The sequence below is a fragment of the Chryseobacterium sp. B21-037 genome (assembly GCF_028570785.1).
Lineage (GTDB): Bacteria > Bacteroidota > Bacteroidia > Flavobacteriales > Weeksellaceae > Chryseobacterium > Chryseobacterium proteolyticum.
On the sequence record NZ_JALGCB010000001.1, the window covers coordinates 4,372,711 to 4,394,145 of the forward strand.

Annotated in this window: 20 protein-coding genes and 1 tRNA gene; 15 read left to right on the forward strand and 6 right to left on the reverse strand. The window is 28.3% G+C overall.

Annotated elements, in window-relative coordinates; genetic code table 11:
• Positions 1-36 precede the first annotated feature (36 nt).
• The 8 genes from mce (at position 37) to MTQ00_RS19580 (ending at position 9,185) form a co-directional block, all read left to right on the forward strand.
• Complete coding sequence (gene mce, locus MTQ00_RS19545) at positions 37-435, forward strand: methylmalonyl-CoA epimerase (RefSeq protein WP_172283698.1); 399 nt, start codon at positions 37-39, stop codon at positions 433-435.
• Between the two features lie 62 nt (positions 436-497).
• Positions 498-571 (forward strand) — tRNA-Ile (locus tag MTQ00_RS19550).
• A 195-nt stretch (positions 572-766) separates the two neighbouring features.
• Positions 767-1,975, forward strand: a complete 1,209-nt coding sequence (locus MTQ00_RS19555) for a site-specific integrase (protein WP_273650703.1) — start codon at positions 767-769, stop codon at positions 1,973-1,975.
• Between the two features lie 42 nt (positions 1,976-2,017).
• Positions 2,018-4,420 (forward strand): DEAD/DEAH box helicase family protein, encoded by a 2,403-nt coding sequence (locus tag MTQ00_RS19560; protein WP_273650704.1) that lies wholly within the window; start codon positions 2,018-2,020, stop codon positions 4,418-4,420.
• A 178-nt stretch (positions 4,421-4,598) separates the two neighbouring features.
• Positions 4,599-5,552, forward strand: coding sequence for an AAA family ATPase (locus MTQ00_RS19565; RefSeq protein WP_273650705.1), 954 nt, complete (start codon positions 4,599-4,601; stop codon positions 5,550-5,552).
• Positions 5,539-6,720 (forward strand): DUF3871 family protein, encoded by a 1,182-nt coding sequence (locus MTQ00_RS19570; RefSeq protein ID WP_273650706.1) that lies wholly within the window; start codon positions 5,539-5,541, stop codon positions 6,718-6,720. The genes MTQ00_RS19565 and MTQ00_RS19570 overlap by 14 nt, the downstream gene beginning before the upstream one ends.
• A gap of 138 nt (positions 6,721-6,858) precedes the next feature.
• On the forward strand, positions 6,859-8,106 hold the full coding sequence (locus MTQ00_RS19575) for an AAA family ATPase (protein WP_273650707.1): 1,248 nt from the start codon (positions 6,859-6,861) through the stop codon (positions 8,104-8,106).
• Positions 8,103-9,185 carry an RloB family protein gene (locus tag MTQ00_RS19580; RefSeq protein ID WP_273650708.1) on the forward strand — a complete coding sequence of 361 codons (1,083 nt, stop codon included), beginning with the start codon at positions 8,103-8,105 and terminating at the stop codon, positions 9,183-9,185. The genes MTQ00_RS19575 and MTQ00_RS19580 overlap by 4 nt, the downstream gene beginning before the upstream one ends.
• Positions 9,186-9,210: 25 nt before the next feature.
• Here the strand turns inward: MTQ00_RS19580 and MTQ00_RS19585 are convergent, their stop codons facing one another.
• The 5 genes from MTQ00_RS19585 to MTQ00_RS19605 all read right to left on the reverse strand — a co-directional run bounded on the left by MTQ00_RS19585 (position 9,211) and on the right by MTQ00_RS19605 (position 15,922).
• On the reverse strand, positions 9,211-10,887 hold the full coding sequence (locus MTQ00_RS19585) for a UvrD-helicase domain-containing protein (RefSeq protein WP_273650709.1): 1,677 nt from the start codon (positions 10,885-10,887) through the stop codon (positions 9,211-9,213).
• Positions 10,874-12,631 carry an ATP-dependent nuclease gene (locus MTQ00_RS19590; protein ID WP_273650710.1) on the reverse strand — a complete coding sequence of 586 codons (1,758 nt, stop codon included), beginning with the start codon at positions 12,629-12,631 and terminating at the stop codon, positions 10,874-10,876. Before MTQ00_RS19590 ends, MTQ00_RS19585 begins: the two co-directional genes overlap by 14 nt.
• 45 nt (positions 12,632-12,676) lie before the next feature.
• Positions 12,677-13,594, reverse strand: coding sequence for a DUF4209 domain-containing protein (locus MTQ00_RS19595; protein WP_273650711.1), 918 nt, complete (start codon positions 13,592-13,594; stop codon positions 12,677-12,679).
• A gap of 64 nt (positions 13,595-13,658) precedes the next feature.
• On the reverse strand, positions 13,659-14,405 hold the full coding sequence (locus tag MTQ00_RS19600) for a hypothetical protein (protein WP_273650712.1): 747 nt from the start codon (positions 14,403-14,405) through the stop codon (positions 13,659-13,661).
• Positions 14,402-15,922, reverse strand: a complete 1,521-nt coding sequence (locus tag MTQ00_RS19605; protein ID WP_273650713.1) for an LA2681 family HEPN domain-containing protein — start codon at positions 15,920-15,922, stop codon at positions 14,402-14,404. The genes MTQ00_RS19600 and MTQ00_RS19605 overlap by 4 nt, the downstream gene beginning before the upstream one ends.
• Before the next feature lie 276 nt (positions 15,923-16,198).
• Here MTQ00_RS19605 and MTQ00_RS19610 point away from each other — a divergent pair, with 276 nt between their 5' ends.
• Together MTQ00_RS19610 and MTQ00_RS19615 are read left to right on the forward strand one after the other, a co-directional pair.
• Complete coding sequence (locus MTQ00_RS19610) at positions 16,199-16,594, forward strand: hypothetical protein (RefSeq protein ID WP_273650714.1); 396 nt, start codon at positions 16,199-16,201, stop codon at positions 16,592-16,594.
• A 259-nt stretch (positions 16,595-16,853) separates the two neighbouring features.
• A complete protein-coding gene (locus tag MTQ00_RS19615; protein WP_273650715.1) occupies positions 16,854-17,282 on the forward strand; it encodes a JAB domain-containing protein in 429 nt (142 codons plus the stop codon).
• 91 nt (positions 17,283-17,373) lie between these two features.
• On the opposite strand, the gene MTQ00_RS19620 is transcribed toward MTQ00_RS19615, so the two are convergent.
• The gene (locus MTQ00_RS19620; RefSeq protein ID WP_273650716.1) at positions 17,374-17,595 is read right to left on the reverse strand and encodes a helix-turn-helix domain-containing protein; all 222 of its coding nucleotides are present in this window, start codon (positions 17,593-17,595) and stop codon (positions 17,374-17,376) included.
• Positions 17,596-17,694: 99 nt separating this feature from the next.
• Here MTQ00_RS19620 and MTQ00_RS19625 point away from each other — a divergent pair, with 99 nt between their 5' ends.
• The 5 genes from MTQ00_RS19625 (at position 17,695) to MTQ00_RS19645 (ending at position 21,426) form a co-directional block, all read left to right on the forward strand.
• A complete protein-coding gene (locus MTQ00_RS19625; protein ID WP_273650717.1) occupies positions 17,695-18,123 on the forward strand; it encodes a hypothetical protein in 429 nt (142 codons plus the stop codon).
• Between the two features lie 5 nt (positions 18,124-18,128).
• Complete coding sequence (locus tag MTQ00_RS19630; RefSeq protein WP_229047082.1) at positions 18,129-18,533, forward strand: hypothetical protein; 405 nt, start codon at positions 18,129-18,131, stop codon at positions 18,531-18,533.
• 96 nt (positions 18,534-18,629) lie between these two features.
• Positions 18,630-19,037 carry a hypothetical protein gene (locus MTQ00_RS19635; protein WP_273650718.1) on the forward strand — a complete coding sequence of 136 codons (408 nt, stop codon included), beginning with the start codon at positions 18,630-18,632 and terminating at the stop codon, positions 19,035-19,037.
• 478 nt (positions 19,038-19,515) lie between these two features.
• Complete coding sequence (locus MTQ00_RS19640; protein ID WP_273650719.1) at positions 19,516-20,838, forward strand: hypothetical protein; 1,323 nt, start codon at positions 19,516-19,518, stop codon at positions 20,836-20,838.
• Between the two features lie 18 nt (positions 20,839-20,856).
• Complete coding sequence (locus tag MTQ00_RS19645) at positions 20,857-21,426, forward strand: DUF6705 family protein (RefSeq protein ID WP_273650720.1); 570 nt, start codon at positions 20,857-20,859, stop codon at positions 21,424-21,426.
• Positions 21,427-21,435 lie beyond the last annotated feature (9 nt).

Sequence of the window (21,435 nt, forward strand, 5' to 3'; positions counted from 1 at the left end):
ATTTCAAATTTACGATTTAATTATAGTATTTTACTTATGAAGTTAGAACATATCGGCATTGCCGTAAAATCTTTAGGGGTTTCCGATGAACTTTTTGAAAAGCTTTTAGGAAAACCTTCCTACAAAAAAGAAACTGTAGAAAGGGAAGGAGTAGTGACCTCGTTTTATGGAACCGGTGAAAGCAAAATCGAGCTTCTTGAAGCCAGCAACCCGGAAAGTCCGATCTCAAAATTCATCGATAAAAAGGGAGAAGGCATCCATCACCTGGCTTTTGGCGTTGAAAATATCGTCGAAGAAGTAAAAAGATTAAAAAAAGAAGGTTTTCAATTTATCTCCGAAGAGCCAAAAGAAGGTGCTGATAACAAATTAGTTGTATTCCTTCATCCTAAATCCACCAACGGAGTGCTCGTAGAACTTTGTCAAGAAAAGTCATAAAAAGTTTTGTAGTGAAAGAAATTTTACTATTTTTGCAAGCACAAAATTTAACCAAGTTTTGAGGTCCTATAGCTCAGTTGGTTAGAGCACCTGACTCATAATCAGGTGGTCCCTGGTTCGAGCCCAGGTGGGACCACAATAAATCAAACACTTACAGAAATGTAGGTGTTTTTTTGTGCTTTATTCTCTATTTCAGAGTGTTGTAATATTGTCTTAATTACAAGAGTTCAACTTACTCTATGTATTCAGATATATAGAATACTTCTTAAAAGGTGTCCTATTAGGTGTCCCATTTCTACTTTTTGGTGACCCATTTCTAAAACTTAAATCAATGAATAACAATAAATTATCAATACTTTTTCTATTGCAAAAAGTGAAACTAAATAAGCAGGGTAAGTGCCCTATAAAATGTAGAATTACTTTTCACCAGGATAGAAAAGAGTTTTCTACTGGATTATTTGTGAATCCTAAGCAATGGGATAGTAGGCTACAGAAAGCTAAACCACCCAATGAAGAAAACAGTTTTATTAATACACAATTAGGTCTGATTAAGAATGAAATTAATCAGGCTTTTTTATTTCTGCAAGTCAATGAAGAAAACTTTGATGTAGGAGATATTTACTTACAATACAAGGGAGATGTCTCAATCAGAACCAAAACAATTCTTGAGCTTTTTAAAGAGCATAATGACAGACTTGAGAAGCTTGTAGGGAAAGAGTATTCAATTGCTACACTTTGGAAGTTTAAACAGGCAAAGGACTTATTAAAAGGTTTTATTACATATTCATTCACTAAGGCAGACTATCAGTTTAAAGATTTGGATTTAAAATTTGTTCAGGATTATGAATTCTACTTGAAAACAGAGAAATCTTTAGCCCTTGCAACAGTAAACAAGATGATTCAAAGGTTTAGGAAAGTTGTTAAAATAGCCATTTCACAAGGGATTATAGATAGAGACCCTTTTGTGGGATATAAAGTAAAACGTGTTAAGAAAGAGATAGTTTATTTGACAACAGAAGAATTAAAGAAGCTTGAAGAGTATCAATTTAAATCAGAAAGATTACAAATAGTTACAGATATGTTTATTTTCTGTTGTTATACAGGGCTGGCTTATAATGAAATGGCTAATCTTGAAAAATCTCATATTATAAACGGTTTTGATGGCAATGAATGGATCAATATGAAAAGACTTAAAACTCAGCAAACTTTATCTATTCCTCTATTGACTAAAAGTAAATTCATTATTGAGAAATACAGTAATGCACATGAAATAAAAGTGTTGCCAAGTTTCAGTAATCAGAAGTTTAATGCCTACCTTAAAGAAATAGCAGACATTGTGGGGATAGAGAAAAGATTAACCCACCATTTAGCAAGAAGAACCTTTGCAACAACAGTATTACTCTTTAATGATGTCCCTATGGAGATAGTGTCAGAGTTGTTAGGTCATTCAAAAATTACTATTACCCAGGAGCATTATGCTAAAGTTGTAAATAAGAAAGTGAGTGAACAAATGAATAAATTAAATTCAAAACTAAAATAACTTTAACTGTGTTGTAGTATTTTTACAGCACAGTTAATTACTATGAGCAATACTATATTACCTAATTCTTATTTTCAAGATTATCCAATCGAGTTTAAACAAATTAATCCTTCTGATTTTAATGAATATTATACCGTTAATGAGAAAATTCAAATTACACCTGATGATAATGGTTATATAAGTGATGCACTAATGCCTATTTTAGAGGCTAATTATGAGATTCAAAATACAGTAGTGATTAATGCTGGTGTTGGTCAAGGAAAATCTAAGTCCATTATTGATTTAGCAGTTAAATATGCAAATGATGATAGGTATATAGTAGTAGTTGCTGTACCATTTAATAATTTGATTAGTCAATATGTGGAAGATTTTTCAAACTTTATTGATAGACAAAAAATCTTTAATATTCAGGAATTACCATTGGTAAAAATCTCCGATGAAGAGAACAGTAATGCTTTTAATGTAAAAGATTTTAGAATACATGTTATGACTGTTAACGCTTTACTTGGTAATGGTGGAGAAAACTTAGTTAGCTCAAAGAAAAGAATTAAGTATTTTAAAAAACTAGTATCTGCCTGCCATACCAGTAAGAAGAAATTAGTGATGATTTTTGACGAAATACATGACAGTATTTATAATTTTAGAGAAGAGAATATTTTCAATTTATGGAAGTTTGAAGGCTTTGTTCATAAGATTTTAATAGTAAGCGCTACATATAATGAAGCTTCAAAAGAAGTTATCAAATATCTTTCAGAATTCACAAATAAAAATATTCAAATTATCGAATCCGAGAGAAAAAGATTTATAGAAAAACAAAGTAGGTTACATATTAAATTTTATTCAGGATATGAACTTGATAGTGATGGAAGAATTATTAGTTTATTGAGTCATTTAGTAGAGAAAAATAAACCTTTTGATATTATGGTTTATTCAAAAAAACTTACAAAGAAATTTATTGGAAAACCTGATCCTAATTCTAAAATTTTAAAAGCCTCCAACATACTCTATCCAATAAGGAATAGAATTAATAGATGTTATTATGACCCTCTTGATAAGAGGGCTAACAAAACTTTTGATCCAAAACTAATAAATATTGGAACAAACTTCACTACTGGAGTCAATATAAAAAAGGAAAATCATCATTTCATTGTTATTCTTCCTCCAGAAGTAAACATTGATTATGGAATGAATAAAGGTGTTTTTACAAGTGGTTTAAACTCTTTAATACAATCATTGGCAAGACAGAGGAGCATGGGTGATATTTATGTATTTCTTCCTAACCCACCATGCATTAATATTACTTCTTTTCCTCATTCCTCTGAACAAAAGGAAGTATTAAAAGATGTTTTCAAAGAGTTTTCACATGAGTCATTAGGCAAGTTTGATTACACGAATATTAATAATCAAGCAAATATTTTAAATGATAAATTCAAAGAATTACAAGAAAACTTATACAAGGAGATTCTTCATGTTGATAGAGTGAAAAGGACTGGTATGAATAGACTTTTATATCCATCAAAAGAAATTTTCATTTTAGAGAAAGGTGAAAAATTTCTTACAAAGAATTTCTTTGGAGGAAATCTTTCAGCTTATTTCATATGGGCAGCTATTACTAATCAATTTCTTAATTGCAAATTAAAGAGTTTGCATATTTCAAGAAAAATTTATTTAGACTCAAATAAATTATCTGAGCAAATTTCAGAGATATACAATAACGAGTTAAAGTTTATTACTTCTCTTTGGAATCCTGAATCTGATATAGATATTGAATTTTCTCATAATTTATCAGATTTTGAATTACTGGAGTACTTTGAAGATTATTTATTTAACTACTTTGAATTACGGATAGATAGAGAAAAATTAACACAATCAAATCTAAACAAAATATATAAAATATTACTACAGTTGATTTTTGATTCAAATACTACATCAAGTAAAGATTTTCAAAAGTTATATTTTAAATCTTGTGTTTATTTTGCCTCAAAGGTTAACTTGGATGATATTAGTATTGTAGAAGTGTTAAATTCAAAACAAAAAAAAATAATAAAATTATATCAGGACTGGTGGAAATTAGTTAGTTTATTGGAATTTAATAAAAAGAAAATGAAGTTAAAGCATAAATTACCTAATAACCCCTTTCCAGAATTTATATCTTTGTTTAATGAGTTAGATATTGAAAATAATTTAAAAAACTTACAGAACATTGATGTGGTCATTGCTAAATCTTTAATACCTTTTAAAAATACCTTAAGTAAGCAAAAGTCAAAAGGGCAAATGATTGAAAGCTTTTATAGTTTGTTAATTAAAATATTCTACAATGGTCATTTGAAATCCACAAGATTTTTAGGTAATCCCATAAATCATTATGTATTAGATGATTTATTATTTGAAGAATCTGAATTAATCAATTTAATCTATAATCGCTTTCCAGAATATATAATATAAAAAGCGCTCTTTTTTCCTTTCTGTTATATAAATATAAAGAAAAAATGATGCTTTTAAACCAATCTCAAAATTTTGAGGTTGGTTTTTTTGTTCTCTGAAAAGTACCAGGAACAGGAATATTATTCACTTTCAATATTAAACAATCAATTAAAAATATTAATAATTAAACCTTATAACTATGCAATTAAAACAATCACAAAGACAACAAGTAAAGCTCAGGTTAGGACTATCAGGAGCATCAGGTTTTGGTAAGACCAAATCAGCCTTATTATTAGCTTATGGAATGACACAGGACTGGAGCAAAATAGCTGTTATAGATACAGAAAATTCCTCTGCTTCTTTATATTCAGATTTAGGAAATTATAATGTATTGGATTTACAAGCTCCTTATAGCCCTGAAAGATACATACAGGCAATTGAACTGTGTGAAAAGTCAGGAATTTCTGTTATTATCATTGATTCTGCAAGCCATGAGTGGAATGGTACTGGTGGATGCCTTGATATTCATGAGAAACTAGGTGGAAGATTTCAGGATTGGGCTAATGTCACACCAAGGCATCAAGCTTTTATCAATAAGATATTGCAGTCAAGCTGTCATATTATTGCCACTACCAGGAGAAAAATAGACTATTCTTTAGATGTTGGGAGCAATGGTAAAACCCAAGTAGTAAAGCATGGAACAAAAGAGATTACCAGAGATGGTTTTGAATATGAATTAACCATAAATTTTGAACTAGTCAATGAAAACCATTTAGCTAAGGCATCAAAAGACAGAACAGGGCTATTTATGAACAAGCCTGAATTTATTATTACCTCTGACACAGGTAAATTAATATTGAGCTGGTGTAATTCTGGAATTGCAGAAACTGCAAATGTTTCAACTGGTATGGATTCTCCTGCCAGCCCTCAAAGCTTTATCAAACCTATTACTTTTGATCCTGGTGGAGATTGCTTTTCTAAAGATGATATTCTAACTAAGATTAAAACCAGTAATACCATTGCAGAGCTTTTAGCTATCTATAAAAAATATCCTAAATATCAGGAAGAATTAAGACCTCAATATGAAGCCAGAAAATCATTCTTAATCAAATCATCAAACCCTCAAAACTTTTCAACCAATGGACACCATTAACAAAATTAGACCTGCTACCTTAGAGGAAGCCTTTGAACTTAGACTAGCACAGAATATTAAAGAGATTTCTTTGTATGAAAGCAGAATGAATAATGACACAGCCCATCATTCAAATCAGGATTATTTTATTCCTGGTGCTGTTTCAACTGAAGCAGAAAAAGATAAAGTCTGGCAAGAGTTTGATAGTTCTCTTCAAAGGATTGAAGTTCACCAGGAAAATAAACCAATAGAAGAGAAGCCATATGAATACAAACCTTTCATTGAAGCAAACACACAAGAAGTCAATCTCTATCAGTTAAAGAATGATTGTATTATTCCTGTATTCTCTAAAGACAATGAAAAAACCATTGCTCATCAGGAATTTATTGATATTACACAGGACTGTATTAGTAAGGTGTTTTCTCATCAATCTTTTATGCAACCTGAAATAAGAGTTTCACATCAAATTAAAGGCAGAACTCCTGATGCTATTTATAAGAATGCAAAAGATTTATTAGATCATGAAAAAACACAGTATTTTGAAAGGATGGCATTTATTATTAGGATTCCTGGTATAACAGATTCAATTAATGGTAATGAGCTATCATTAACAGTTGGTGGAGTTAGAGCCTATAATCAGGAGAATTTATACAATAAAAAAACTTTTGAAAAGTTTAAGTTCTTTGTGGGTTTTCAGAATAAAGTCTGCTGTAATTTATGTGTTTGGAGTGATGGCTTTGTAGATGATATGAGAGTAAGCTCATACCAAGAGTTGCAAAATAAAATAATGAATATTTTAACAGAATACAATGCACAGCAACATTTATTGGAAATGAAAGAGTTTTCAGACCATTATTTAACTGAACATCAATTTGCTCAATTATTAGGTAAAACAAGACTGTATCAGCATATATCTAAAACTGAAAAACAGAGATTAAATATTCCTCAATTAACTTTCAATGATAGCCAGTTAAATACAATAGCTAAAGACTACTACGAAGATGAGAGTTTTTGTAAGGCTAATAATGGAGAGATTAACCTATGGAATGCATATAATCTCTTTACACAAGCTAACAAAAGCAGTTATATAGATACTTTCTTAGATAGAAATTTGAATGCTTTTGATTTTACTAAAGGTATTCAGAAAGCACTCAATGGTAATTCTGATTACTGTTGGTTTTTGAGTTAATTAAACTACTCCATTTAATTGGAGTAGTATTATTTATGTTTCCCTCCAATATATATTGTAATTACTTTTCAAATATGACTGTTTAAACTTCTTTTTTTAAAGTTTAAATGAGTAGTTTTGTAAAAAAATCGCAACAATATGATTTTAAATCTTAAGCTAAAAAATTATAGATCATACAAAGAGGAAACAAATTATACTTTAGAAGCTAGTGCGTCTAAAGCTAAAGATTTTAATTATACTACTATTAATGATTTTAAAGTTTTAAAAACCTCTCTAATGTATGGCTCAAATGCTTCAGGTAAATCCAATATAGTTAGAGCTCTATATGAACTTAGAAATTTAATTATCAAAAAACCATCATTAGATGATGACATTACAATATATGACCCATTCAAATTTAATATTGAAACCCTTAACTCTCCTGTTGAGCTTACTCTAGAATTTTTACTCGATAAAATTAAACACATTTATTCTATAGAGTTTTTAGATAATATCGTAGTTAATGAGGTTTTATCTTATTATCCAAATGGTAGAGAAACGAATGTTTTTACAAGGAATAAATTTGATAGTAGTAAAGATGTTCAATCAGGCTTACTAGGATATGATTTTGGGAAAAAAACAATAAATGTATTTAAAAACCAATTATTGTTATCGAAGTTTGGAGATGATGAGCCACATGAAGTAATTAGTAAGATTTTTCTTTACTTTAAAAGAATGTTTGTTTATAATGCTACAAATAAATTACATTATGAAATTTTAAACGATAAAATATCTGAAGATCTTTTAAAAGACGAAAATTTAAAAGTTAAATTAGAAAAACTAATAAATTATGCTGACACAAAAATTACAGGTATAAATATTAATAAATCAAAATTAAATGCAAAAAACAAAATAAATTATTTATGGAAAAGAAGTGATTTTAATATATCAGGAATTCATGATTTATATAATGGTGATAAGTTAATTGATACAACAAATCTTTCATTATTAGAAGAGTCTATAGGAACACAAAGTTTATTTGTTTTAGGTGCTAAAATTATCGAAGCTCTTGAAACTGGAAGTGTATTGGTGGTAGATGAGCTAGATACTAGTTTGCATTCTTTTATTACAAAAATGATTGTTATGCTTTTTCAAGATGACGAAATAAATTCCAATAATGCACAATTAATATTTACAACTCATGATATATCTCTTCTTGATAAAGATATGATAAGAAAAGATCAAGTATGGATTACCGAAAAAAATGATAAAGGAGAAACTGATTTATATAGTTTGCAAGATTTTGAAAATCTAAGAGAGGATACTTCTTTTGATAGATGGTATCTTGCTGGTAAATTTGGAGGTGTTCCACAAATAAAGTCATTAAAGGAATATTTTAGTAAATGAGCCAAGAATATCGAAAAACTTTATTAATTGTTTGTGAAGGTGAAAGATCTGAACCTGATTATTTTAATAATCTACGCAATGAGATAGTAGATGAGGGAATAAGAGATTATTTTATAAAAATTTTGCCAATTCCTTCTCAAGAAAAAATACAAAATGATGTAGAAAATTTTGTAGAAAGAAAAGGCGGAAAAAAAAGACAAATAAGACAAACAATAGTTAAAGTAGAAGATTTTATAATAGAAGATGAATATAAAGCGCAACCTACTTGTTATGTAAGAAAAGCTCAATTAGCGGATATTGAGGTCGATTATGATGAATTATGGGTAGTATATGATAAAGATGGACATCCAAATCATGAAGAAGCTTTTAATCTTTCAAAAGCCTATAGGAAAAACATAAATATAGGTTTTTGTTCTATCGCATTTGAAATGTGGATTTTATTACATTTTGAATATTCAACATATTCTTTTAATAAGTCTCAATGTAGAAATAATTTAAAAGAAGTTTTTTATTGTGGAAAAAATATTCATGCTGAAGATTGTGCTGGTGAGAATTGTGTTGTTGGAACAATTGTATCAAAGGGCTATTTAGAGTACAATGATGGAAAATTTTTTGAATATGAAAACTATAAATCCAATTATAAAATAGCATTACAGAATGCTATATCATTAAGAGAAAGTATAACCAATCCAGCTCCTTTCTATGAACTAAATCCATATATTAGTTTGGATAGATTAGTTTTTAAATTGAAATATTTAAAAATACTTGATCATATTTGGATTGATGAAAATGTTTGTAATATTGCTAATAATATTCAATGTGTATTAACGGTTGAAAATAATATTTTAAATGTAATTGTTAAGAATGACTCCCATGTTTCTTATATTTTAGAAGAGTCTTCGATTTACTTAATAGATGTTGATTACAACATATTATCAAGTTGTGAAAGAAGATTTATTGTACCAGAAGACAGCCAAAATATAATTTCAGAAAATATAGATAATTTTGAATATTTAATTGTTAAAAAAGCTATAGATGAAGCATATATTTTAGATAGGAGTTTTATTAAAAAACTCTAATCCTCTTTGTAATTTATTATGTAAATCACATTATTTCTTTAATAAACATTGAAGGCTTCCAACTGTGTAGAATAAACAAACCAATTTTTGCTCTACTCATTCCAACGTATAATAGAGTTCTCCCATTTTGAATAGATTCATCTGTTAATTCCTCATAAATATATTTTACATGATCTATACATCTTTGGTATGGTATTCTATTTTCATTTATGCCATTTAATATTACAAAATCATATTCAAGCCCTTTAGCCTGGTGTATAGTGTTTATAGTTATACCATTGATGCCAGATAATGTTTCTATATACTTTTTAAAGTTCCAATTTAAAGCTTCGTCATCATTTACTATTGTCAAGATCTCATCTACTTCAGGAACATCAATCTTAAAAATCAGAGATATTATATTTTGATATTGTAATAATGATTCTTTTAATCCTGTATTTATATTAATTTTTTGAAATTGACTTATTAATTTATTTGTTGCAAACACAATTTCTTTTTCATTGAAATCAATGTTCTTTTCTAAGATTAAAAGTTCAATATTTCTTTTTATAATTTTTAAGTTCCTAATCGAGGAATCTACTGAATATCTACTTAAAGTTTTTAAGATAGCAAATACAGTGTTAGATATATTAGAATGTGGTAATGCGCCTAATCCAATAATGTTGAAATATTCTCTTAAGTAGCTTCCAATATTATAGGCATCAAACCAAGATGTTGTTAAGATTGCAATATTACCAACTTGTGCTTTGGCTTTTATCAGACTATCAATAATTTGTTTAATATAAAGATTATTGTCATCCTTTTTAGTTTGATGAAATCTGATATCGAAGGGAATATCTTTATATTTTGATGAGTTTATTAAAGTTGGATGATCTGAAAACAATTTTGAATACCCTGTTACAATCTTTTTAGTTGATCTATAAGTATAGTTTAAATCAAGGATTTCATAACCAAAATCCTTTTTAGCAATAGTGAATGTTTCATTTAAAGCCCCTGCAAAACTATAAATTTTTTGTTTTTCATCTCCTACAATAAAAAACGATGTTTCCCCATTATTTTTTATTTTTTTTAAAATTTCATATTGGAAAATATTTGTATCCTGAAATTCATCTACAGAAATTTCCATGAAAATATTAGATACTGATTTAGCGGTAAATAAGTTCTTTGAAATAATAATATAGGAACGAAATAGTATTTCATTGAAATCAATAAGCTTTCTTTCTTTAAGAAAATCATAATATATTCTTGATAATTCTTCAAATGTAATTTTGTGGAGCCATTCAGTTGGGATTATTAAAGAGCCATCAAGATTTTTTTTTATTTTGTTTAGGTCTTCAAGTTGAATTGTAGATAATTTATTGATTTCTAAAAATTCTTTAAAATCACTATAGGATGCAATCCTGGGTTTGTCCCATTTATATATCCATGAAAAAGGTCTTAAAATATATTCTAAACAAAATCTATGAATAGTTCCAATAAATACATCATTTTCTGTATAGTCTAACCTTGATGCAATTTCATCAGCTGCTGCATTTGTATATGTTATTAATGCTAATTTTTTATGTTTAGGCAGATTTGTAAGTTTTTTATTTGCTCTGGCTACTAATGTTTTTGTTTTGCCTGTTCCTGGTGAAGCACTTACAATTAAGCCATTATTATACTCATAGACTGCTTGCTTTTGAATCTCATTAAGATACTCCATATTGTAGCTTTTTACATGATATTATATGTTTTATGGCTCTTTCAATATATGGAGGAACTATAAAATCTTTATCAATTAATAGACTTAACTCTTGGGCAAATCTTCCTTTTTTTATTGTACCATCAATCCTTTTAAGTAATTCTTCTTGCCACAATTCTTTGTTGGATTTTATAGTTTCTAATAAATTCTGATAAGATATAGAATGCCCTAAGTTGATAAAACACTGCTCTAAATATTTTGAATTAATGTCAGGATTTGGGAAAATATCTATTTCTAGTGTATTTGTCCCTTCACAAACAATTACTCTGTTTTCAACTTCTAATTTTTTTGCATTAGCTATAAAACTTGATTCTTCATCAGTTAAATGAGAATCTCCATCTATTATGGCAACAGCTGGTATCTCTAAATTATTATCATTTACCAGTTTTAAGTATGGATCAAAAAATCTACTATGAATTGGAACAATAGAAATATTATGCTCAGTAAGGTCAATATTGTATTTTTCCTTTGCGATAATAGGAATGATAAATTGTTCTGAAACTCCTTCCACATATATAATGGCTGATGAAAAGAAAATTTCACTTCTTGTAGCATCCAAATATCTTTTTAATAATAATCTTTCTCTATCTAATAATAGGTTTTCCTTGAAAGGAGAAAAAGATTTAACCTCTTTTAATAAATTTAAATACAAAATATTCAAATTTTTATATTCACAATCACTAGCTATGTGAGTTGAATGTGATGAGAGAAAGACTTGTGTAGTTTTTAATTGATTAAGATTAGAAAATAGAACTTTTTGTAATTGGGGATGTAAATGTGCTTCCGGTTCCTCTATTAATAAAATATTGATTTCAAAATCACTACTTGAGTTTTCCAGTTCCGCAATAAATAAGCTCAAGTAAAGTATATTCTTCTGCCCTAATCCAAGAGATTGAATAGGAATATTTACTCCATCTGTAGGGTTGTAATAAACATTAAGTTGGCTCCATGCATCTATGTCATAATTTGAGATAAAACTTAAAGATATAGGAAATGAAAAATAGTCCCCTGCGATATTTTTCCCTTTTTCTTCAATATTGGAAGCGATTTTAGGAATAAAAGATAATTCATTTAGACTATCAGATGATTTTCTCAATATGTCTTTTACTTCTTGAAGTTCTCCATCTGAATTTTCTCTAGAGATACAAAATTTACTTAAAAGGGATTTAGTTGAGCCATGCAACTCAGTACTAGTATTTCTGAAAGCATTTAAATAGTATAAATTAATTCCTTCTAAATCTGACATTCTTATTGATGTTAATTGCAAAATATCATCTATTTTTAAGCTATTACCACCTCCGAAAAGTTGCCATCTAAAATCAGACATTTCAATAGTTTCCCCAATCTCAAATTCTGAATTGAATTTTAATTTGTGAGCAAACAAAAATGTGACTCTTGCTGTATCATCTGATGTTTTTAATGCATGGAAAGTTGGAAATTCAGAAAGCTTTTTACTAAACATTTCTATACTAACAAGAATATAATCATCGATATTTAATTTATTTCTAAATCCATGAAAGTCTTTCAGTTCCAAATTTCTTGAGTTATAGGATAAGTTTTTGTCTAGAACTAATCTTATTGCCCAATATAGATTGCTTTTACCTATATTATTTTCACCTATTATAGTCTGAAATCCTTCAGAAAAGTCAATTTCAAAATTTTTGAAGTTTCTAAAGTTTTGTATAGTTATGTGTTTAATGTGCATTTTTTAGCGTGGTTATAGTTTGTTATTCAAGTTTAAACTTTTTTTTCAAATTTCAAATTGAAATCTACCTATTCTTAGAATACATAGTATTATCAAACTTATTGTTTTGAAATTATAATCAGCTGTTTTATAGAAACTATGGGCAATATTATTTCTGACATTAATGCCTTGTCGTGTAAAAACAAGTTTAAATAATTCTATTTCCGCTTCTTCATAATTCTCTTTTATAACTTTATGCTCAAGCATTTCTTCTAATAATATTTCTTCACTAACTCCATTTTTGATTTTTATTGTTGAGCCTCCTAAAAGCCTTATGAAATCTCTAAGAATTCCTTCAAACTTTAAAGTTAAAGAATCAATACTTAAAATGTAAAGATCTGTTTTGAGCTTGTTATGGATAGCTTGATGTTCAAACAGACTAAAAAAATTATATATGCCAGGTTGAAGCAATGTTAGCCAACTTTCTTCAATTTCTATATTTCCTTTATAAAATTTAGTAGGTTGTCCAAGCCATGTATTTTTGAGGAAGTCATTAAAGTTTTGATAATTTAAATGTCCATTAATAATTGATTTATAAAGTGTCTGTTCAAATATTGGCATAAAGAATAAGCTGTAGTAAGCTGATATATTTTCACTTAAATTATTCTTACTTCTCTTTTCAGTAGTATTATTATTAATGTCCATTAATATAGTATTGAAAACACCATCTAATAATGGTTTATTTCCTTTTTCAGTTGTTACAGTGTGTAAATTCTTAAAATCAGTTGCAAAGTATCCAATTATATATTCTGCACTTAATGTTGAAAGAAACGAGCTTTTGGAGTCAATGATTTTCCATAATACCTCTAATTCTTTACTGTCTTCACTTGACATGGAGAAGTTAGTTTTATTAAGATTTATATCAAATTTAATTTTAGTTAATTCTTCTAAAGTTCTTTCACTATCTTCAACCTTTCCAGCCAACTTTTCATATTCAGCTTTTTTTCTTAATAAATTTAGCTTGATAAAATCATTTTCTTCTCTATGATTAATTAAAATTTCTCATTCTCAGCCATAAAGAATAGACTTCTTTTACCGAAAGCTTAGCCTTTTGAATTAAAGGAAGTAAAGTTTCAAGTCCATTTTTGTTATGAAAATAGTATTGTATTTCTAATTTTACATAGTCTATATAATCCGAAATTAATATATTTAGTAATCCTGACGAAATCAATTTATTATCAACTAATTGCTCTAAATAGAAATAAAAATCATAAGGAGTTTTAATATACAGTTTAAAATCTTTAAGAAAATTTAAAAAATCTTCTTTTCTATACTTAGATTTTTCAACAATGTTTCTACATATAAGCAATAATTCATTGGCATCAATAAATGTGATGCTTTTAGAGTCAATACTTTTTTTTAGAATATCAAAAGTTTTGTCAAATGCCAATTTTGAATATTCTTGATTTTTAGTTTTATTCCAAAGGATAATAAGGTATCTTATTGTAATGTAAGGGTTTTGAGTATTTTCAATCCTTTCTTTTATATAATCTGTTTCATAATCAGAGAATAATTCATCAAAGACAATTTCTGGACTAAAAAATCTACTTATAAGTTTGCCTTTATTGAACATTAGTGAAAGAATTTTTCTTTCAATTTTAATAAGTTCTATCTCTTCATCATTTAATCTCTCATCAAACTTAATTTCAAGAACATAATCAGTGTCTTTTGTATTAATATCCTTAGTAAGTTCAAGTTTTTGATATAGTTCTTTTAGGTTAGCTTTTTCCATCATTTTTTAAATTGATCGTCTAAAGTAAATAATTGCATGCTTCCAAGTTCATTAGAGTTATATTCCTTTTTACCTTCTTCGATATTAATGAATAGAGAAGTATATATTATTGCAGCTCTAATTGTTTTCATTAGTTTAAATGTTTTATCTATGAAATCATTTCTGTCTATAACATATGTAAAATTATCTTTTGGGGTTCTTGAGTTTTCAAATTCTACAATCTTAAATGATTTATGTTCTATAAAATTTCTAATTGTAGATAGCTCTTTAGCTTCTGGTTCTAAAAATGAATGTAAATCTTCTTTTTCAAAAAAATCTTTGTAAAGCCAAAACAATCCTCTTAATGCCCAATTTTGACTTTCCATGATTATTGGATTTGGTTTTCCTTTCACATACCATATTTTTCTATAATTTACTTCTCTAGATTCAAAACCTAATTTTAAATAGGTATTTATTAAATAGGCAATTTTGTCCAAAATAGAATAAAATGTTCTAAATGCTATTTTACTTTTTTCAAGATTATAGGAATATGTTGAATAATCAAGAATGTCTATGATAGCATTTTCTCTATCAGAGAAATGAGGTTCTTGATTAGTAATAGAATCATAAAATAAATATCTTGCAGAGCAAAACTCTTGCTTAATTTGATTAAAAAACGAATGATAATTGTAAATCTCTAAATCTGCTTTTTTTATAATAATTGTTGGGAGACACAATATGTCTTGTGCAACAATGTTATCTTTTATAATATCATTTAGTGGATTTAGGAATAAGCTATTATTGATACACCATTTCCTATAGTTTTTTTCTTCTAAACTTTCTCCTAAAGAATAATTGTCAAAAATATTTTCAGAATTCAAAAATGTATTATCTACTTTTTCTTCTATCCAAGAAACAATTTGTGAAAACGACATTTTAGCTTCAGGATAAATATCATTTGACATTATTGCTTTCTTTAAGTAATTATATGATTCTTTTAAGAAGTAAGCTTTGTGAGAATCATCATAGAGAACTTCTGCATAATGAAATAATCCAAACCCAAGATTTCCTATTGCCATTGGAAAATCTTTTTTTATTCTTAATACTCTTTGCCAAGCATCTATTGCTTCTGAAAATCTTCCTAAATGGCTTAAATCATTACCTAAATTTGTCAATACTTCACATTTTCTGGAGACGTTTTTTGTGTCTTTAGAATGGAGTAGAGCTTTTCTGCAATTTAGAATTTCTTGAACTAATTCTTCATTTTCAAATTCCCAAAACTCTGGACTATTTAAATTTTGAATCATCATTTTTTTATAAGACCAAGCATTAGACAAATTGTAATAAAATGTCATTTTATCATCATCTGTAAAGTTATCTAGATTAACCATTGATGAAATTTTAATCCCTTTTTCTAAATCTTTAAGTGTATTTAATTCTCTTGAATATTCATATATAGAACCCAAGATTAGATTAATTTCATTTGGCGTATTTTCATTTATATTATCTAACTCTAAAAAAGCTTTTAATTGATTTTTCATAATGATTAAATTTAGTCAAAATTACATTAGATCTACGCAAAGTATTTGCATACTTTTTATTATAAAATTTTTTTTTAAAAAAATTAAGCTTTAGCTCTCTTTTGTTTCCCCCTTCTCAAAACCCCCACCCATACTTGGGTAGGGAAAACATCCCCCCACCAGTAATAATAGAAAGAAATTTTCGCAGGCAGTAATATAATCAAGGTGATAGCTGACGTACTATTGCTCATAATTCTTTTGTTCCTGGTGTTTTATCTAACTCAAAAATCAACTACAATGGTAACAATTATCAACTACAAACAAAGACAAAAAGAAGATGGTTCTACATTCTATGTACTAGAAGTTCAGGGAGGAATAGAAATGGTTATGAGCCAAACTACAAATCAGTTCTATGCAACATCCAAAAAGGCTTCCATTTCATCAACATTTGATGAACTTACTTGTCAGGCTCTTATTGGTACTCAAATGCAGGGTAGTATTATTAAAGAGGAATGTGAGCCTTATGAGTATACTGTTAAGGACACCGGAGAAGTGATTGTACTTCATCACAGATTTGTATACTCAGCACAGGAACCAGGAGCAAAGAATACTATTAAGCAACAGGTAAGCGATAGCTTTGCCACTGATATGGAGTCTTTCTCTAAGAATGGAAAGCATGTAGAGTTTGCTTAATCTAACAGTATAATATCCAAATTTTACTGTAAAATCATATATAGATTTCAGTAAGGTTTGGATTTTTAATGTTTTCTACTCTAATTAAAAAGTTTTAAGAGTAAAAGCAACATTTTTTCCTATATAATATATAGGTGTAAGGAAAATCTATTGCTTTTTTAAGCTAAATATTAAAGCAAAAGAATTGTTGGAAACCAGGAAAAGAAGTATTGTGGTCTTCAATTTATTCTAATTACGTTTATCTAATTTTAAAATAATAATGGAAATATCAGTCAGTTACAATACTAATAATCAGGAAAGAATAAGAATAACAAATCATAAAGAAGCCTATGAGTTAATTATTAAGAATTGGAATCTTAATATCATTGAATTTCAGGAAGAATGTAAAGTAATTTTAATGAATAAAGGAAACTATGTTTTAGGGATTTATGATGTTTCAAAAGGAGGTATAGATAGTTCAGTAGTTGATATAAGAATTATTCTAGCTGTAGCTCTTAAATGCAATGCTACTCAGTTGATCTTGGTACACAATCATCCAGGTGGAAATCTTAATCCAAGTAGTTCAGACATAAATATTACAGAAAAATTAAAGAAAGCATGTGAGCTATTGAACTTGTCTTTATTAGATCATTTGATTATTACAAAACATCACTACTATAGTCTCAATGATGAAAACAAGTTTTTATAATAATTATGTATGTACTGCCTTACCAAGTTACCTATAAATTTCTATTTAGTTTTGATTTAAAAATAACAATAGATAGGTATTAATAGCTAATTTATGCTTCAAAATTGAGAAGCTCAAAGACTTCAACTTCTAACTTTTGAGCAATAACATATAATGTATAAGCTGTAGGGTTAGTATTTCCAGCTTCAAGTCTGCTCATATTGGACTTTTCAAAGTTACAGAATGCAGCAAGCTCAACTTGTGATATTTTCTTTTCTTCACGAAGTTGTCTTATTCTTTTACCAATAGCAATCTGAAACTCTTTCTTATCCACTCTTTTATATTAATAGCCAAAAGTGGTCATAAATGATAATTTTAGGTTATCATTATTGATAACTTTAATATATTTGTTAAATTTTAAAACTTACATTTTATGAGAAAATCAATTTTATTACTTATTGCACTATTAACACTAACAGTATCTTGTAGTAGTAATGATGACAATAACAATGATAATTCTACATTGGTAAAGCTTGATAATACTGCATGGTCAGGAGTATTCTCTTCTACTGAAATTGAAATCATGACCAATAACACCATGAATTGGGACAATGAGAAAGTACAAGTTCAATTTAAAGAAAACAACAGTTTTAAGCTGTATGGATATAGAAAGAACTCACAGAATCAATGGATTATTAATAGTGGACCATATAATGGGACTTACACATATTTATCTACTGGTACAATAAAACTTAACTATGAATCTGGAGCTACTTTTAATCCTCTAAATAGTGGCACAATTTCAGGCTCTGTAATGACATTGAAAGTAGGAGATAACCAGTTTAAATTTAACCAGGAATAAAGAAAATGTCTACTTTACTATTTATCATTTCAGCAGTTTTATTTCAGCTACCATTTGCAACTTATCAAGACACAATTAGAAGATTTAAAAGAATGCAGAAGTATAATCCAGATAAGGCTTTTAACTATGAGTTTGAAAATGGCAAATTAAGTGAAAATGCATTACTTCTTTTCCTGGTATTTTTCAGTGGATTTATAATTGCATTATTCCCTTTATATAAGGGTGTTAACTTGCATTGGTTGATACTTATTATAAGCAATGTTATCTGCCTGTATTTAGTAACGCCTTTTATTGCATTTAGATTATATCCTCCTGAATTAATTTATGATAGAAAGATATTGCTCACTAAAACAGTTATGTATATTGTTTTTGGAGCTATTTTTTATGTTGTAGGAAATAGTCTTAAATAGATTAATGCTTATGGGATTCTATCATGAGTTAAGAATAATATAAAACTAATATTTAGCCACCATAAAGAAGGTGGTTTTTTTATACCTGTAAATCAAATGAAAAATGAGATACATAAGCATCTAAAATTTAGGATTGGTGAAGAACAATGTAAACATGAATTTAAGCTTATTTATAAAGAAGAATACTGTTGTAAAAAGTATTGCTATGATGTATATGAGTTTGACAAGGTAGATAGTGAGCAATTATTTGACTTGAAAGTTGAGAAAATACTACTGTACTATAATGCTGATGTATTAACTAAGATAGACTATTATTTCAAACCTCATTTATATACAAAATTAAAAGTGTGGATACAGCAATTTATAGGCATTGCTTATGAGCAAAAGCTTATTAACAATACTTACATTTGTTCCTGGTATGTTGGAAGGTATTTTATAATACTGAAAAGAATAAGTAACAATGACCAAATAACTTTATCATACCAAAAAAGGAAATATATTTAATAAAAGGCACGTTTTAAGGTGTTCTAAGTTATGACCAATGATTATACTAAAGCTATAAGATCTATGTTCTCAGTTGGTTATAGACAGGGATTGATAATCCCAGTGTCCCTGGTTCGAGCCCAGGTGGGACCACAGAAAATGAACCGCTTACAGAAATGTGAGCGGTTTTTTTTGTGTCACAAAGTATTATAGTATTAGTTTTTGAATTTTTTATAAGAACATTTGGCTTTACAAAGAGTTAAAATCAAAAGCAATCGATCTGGTGGTTTAAATAATAATTATGCCCATCTATTTTCTAAGGTCAGTGAAAAGAAAACGTTTATTAAGATTACAAAGCATTGTGTATTTTCTTAATCTTTTATGCACCTGAAATAAGAGTTTCACGTCAAATAAAAAATAATTCAACAATTAAGGAAAACCCTAAGTTGTGAATTATAAAATATTTTTATATTAGCTACCTAAGAAATACAAACACTAAATGAAAAAGAAATTTATTTTCAAGCTACTGCTACTAGTAGTCCTCTGCATCTCGCTGTATTCATGTGTTCATGATGAAGTCACCGCTTCATTTGATCCAAGTTCTAAAGAATATACTAACAAAAGCCTTTGGAAAGAGGACGAAAAGTATATTAAAAATGTAATGAAAGTCTATCAGGAAAATGAATCTAAAATCAAAAAAGGCAGTGGAACACCTTATTGGGATTATGCCACAACAATGGATAGCTTTGATGAAAGTTTTTTGATGGTTCCTGTGGTAGATAATGGAAAAGTTATTTCTGTGCTTCAAGTTCCCAGACATGGCACTAAAATTTACTTCATATATAGACAATCACAAAATGATATTAGTTTTTTCCAAAATTATATTTCTGCAAGAGTTAAAAAAGCAATAAATACCAATACAAACAATAGTAGTAAGGGCACATTAGTCTGTTCAACCAAAACGATTTCTACGTGGTATCCAAATAATGAATCTAATCCTGATCCAGAGGGAGGAGATGGATATTGGGTATCCAGTAATGTTACAACTTGTAGGGTTATAGATGCCCCAATAGAAATTTCTGATTGCTTAGGTATTGTAGATCCTGTAACAGGATTGTGTGATATGGGTAATGGTGGAGGAGGTACAGGCTATCCATACCCAAATACTCCTGACACTCCTTGTGATAAAACAAGAAGTAATCTAGCTAAACCACAGGTACTTGAAAAGATTAATGAACTCCGAAAACAAGCACCTAAAGGAGGTGAGCTTGGAGTAATGTTTAAAGCAGACGGAACACCTAGCGCCACAATTACAGGAGAAACTCACAGTGTGAATTTTAGAAATAAAACAGGATATGTAGGAGGTTATCACAATCACACACCGACAGGAATACCTATGTTATCTCCTCCAGATATAGACCAGTTATTAGGTTTTGCAAGAGCACAGCCCACTTCTAATCCAGCAAATGCAAACAATGCTTATTTAGGAATGGTGGCTCCTAATGGCATGCATTATGTAATATGGTTTAATGGAGGGTATCAAGATGCCGTAAAAACTTTTACGCAAGATGATTTAGATAACTTTACTGTTGATTTTCAAAGAACAGAGAGCAATTTAACTGATTGGGCAAAAAATGGGACAAAGTACATAGATAGTAAAGGGGATTTAAACAATCTAGGAGCAGAAACATTATTCTTTGAAACATTAAGTAATATGGGATTAGCAGGAAAGGTCAACCTGCAAAGAATAGAAAAAGATGGCACAATAAATAACATCACTTTAAATAGTACTAATCAACCAACTCCAGTACCTTGTTCTTAAAAATCAAAATGTAAAGTTATGAAAATAGTAAATCTTAAAACAGTAATATTATTTATATTCTTTATAGGGGTATTTTCCTGTAAATCGCAAGCATTACCCCTAAATACAGATTTAAAAGATATTCCAGCTAATGCTTATTTGAAGGATACCAATAATGAACTTCCTCCATATATCGGAACATATAAAGCAAACTTCCAAGGAAAAGAAATTACATTATATATTACAAAAGTTGAAAAGAAATTACAGAAGAGCTCAAAGAAATTCTACTCAGATATATTAGATATCAAATACATCGTTAAGAATTCTTCTGGTGTAATTTTGCAAGACACAAAAAGTAACAGTACTTCCAAAATAGAACTGTACAGTATAGGAATAAAGTCATATAATAATTCCATTATTTTTTTCTATAGTGGAACAAATTGCCGTGTTGGTTGGGGCAAAATTATTTTAACCAAAATTAATAGTACTCAGTTATCCTGGGAATATAAGCCTAATGATATCATACTTGATGATAGCAAGTGTGCTCAAGGAACAGACATAAATATCTATCTACCTGAAACAAAAGGCTTGATATTTACTAAACAATAGAGTAAAATT

What these genes read in the sequence shown, in the direction of transcription:
- MTQ00_RS19600 (WP_273650712.1), bottom strand. Translation starts at nt 14,405, where the DNA reads ATGATGGAAAAAGCTAACCTAAAAGAACTATATCAAAAACTTGAACTT.
- MTQ00_RS19560 (WP_273650704.1), top strand. Translation starts at nt 2,018, where the DNA reads ATGAGCAATACTATATTACCTAATTCTTATTTTCAAGATTATCCAATC.
- MTQ00_RS19585 (WP_273650709.1), bottom strand. Translation starts at nt 10,887, where the DNA reads ATGGAGTATCTTAATGAGATTCAAAAGCAAGCAGTCTATGAGTATAAT.
- MTQ00_RS19625 (WP_273650717.1), top strand. Translation starts at nt 17,695, where the DNA reads ATGAGAAAATCAATTTTATTACTTATTGCACTATTAACACTAACAGTA.
- MTQ00_RS19640 (WP_273650719.1), top strand. Translation starts at nt 19,516, where the DNA reads ATGAAAAAGAAATTTATTTTCAAGCTACTGCTACTAGTAGTCCTCTGC.
- MTQ00_RS19580 (WP_273650708.1), top strand. Translation starts at nt 8,103, where the DNA reads ATGAGCCAAGAATATCGAAAAACTTTATTAATTGTTTGTGAAGGTGAA.
- MTQ00_RS19555 (WP_273650703.1), top strand. Translation starts at nt 767, where the DNA reads ATGAATAACAATAAATTATCAATACTTTTTCTATTGCAAAAAGTGAAA.
- MTQ00_RS19590 (WP_273650710.1), bottom strand. Translation starts at nt 12,631, where the DNA reads ATGCACATTAAACACATAACTATACAAAACTTTAGAAACTTCAAAAAT.
- MTQ00_RS19605 (WP_273650713.1), bottom strand. Translation starts at nt 15,922, where the DNA reads ATGAAAAATCAATTAAAAGCTTTTTTAGAGTTAGATAATATAAATGAA.
- MTQ00_RS19615 (WP_273650715.1), top strand. Translation starts at nt 16,854, where the DNA reads ATGGAAATATCAGTCAGTTACAATACTAATAATCAGGAAAGAATAAGA.
- MTQ00_RS19565 (WP_273650705.1), top strand. Translation starts at nt 4,599, where the DNA reads ATGCAATTAAAACAATCACAAAGACAACAAGTAAAGCTCAGGTTAGGA.
- MTQ00_RS19645 (WP_273650720.1), top strand. Translation starts at nt 20,857, where the DNA reads ATGAAAATAGTAAATCTTAAAACAGTAATATTATTTATATTCTTTATA.
- MTQ00_RS19635 (WP_273650718.1), top strand. Translation starts at nt 18,630, where the DNA reads ATGAAAAATGAGATACATAAGCATCTAAAATTTAGGATTGGTGAAGAA.
- MTQ00_RS19575 (WP_273650707.1), top strand. Translation starts at nt 6,859, where the DNA reads ATGATTTTAAATCTTAAGCTAAAAAATTATAGATCATACAAAGAGGAA.
- mce (WP_172283698.1), top strand. Translation starts at nt 37, where the DNA reads ATGAAGTTAGAACATATCGGCATTGCCGTAAAATCTTTAGGGGTTTCC.
- MTQ00_RS19630 (WP_229047082.1), top strand. Translation starts at nt 18,129, where the DNA reads ATGTCTACTTTACTATTTATCATTTCAGCAGTTTTATTTCAGCTACCA.
- MTQ00_RS19610 (WP_273650714.1), top strand. Translation starts at nt 16,199, where the DNA reads ATGGTAACAATTATCAACTACAAACAAAGACAAAAAGAAGATGGTTCT.
- MTQ00_RS19570 (WP_273650706.1), top strand. Translation starts at nt 5,539, where the DNA reads ATGGACACCATTAACAAAATTAGACCTGCTACCTTAGAGGAAGCCTTT.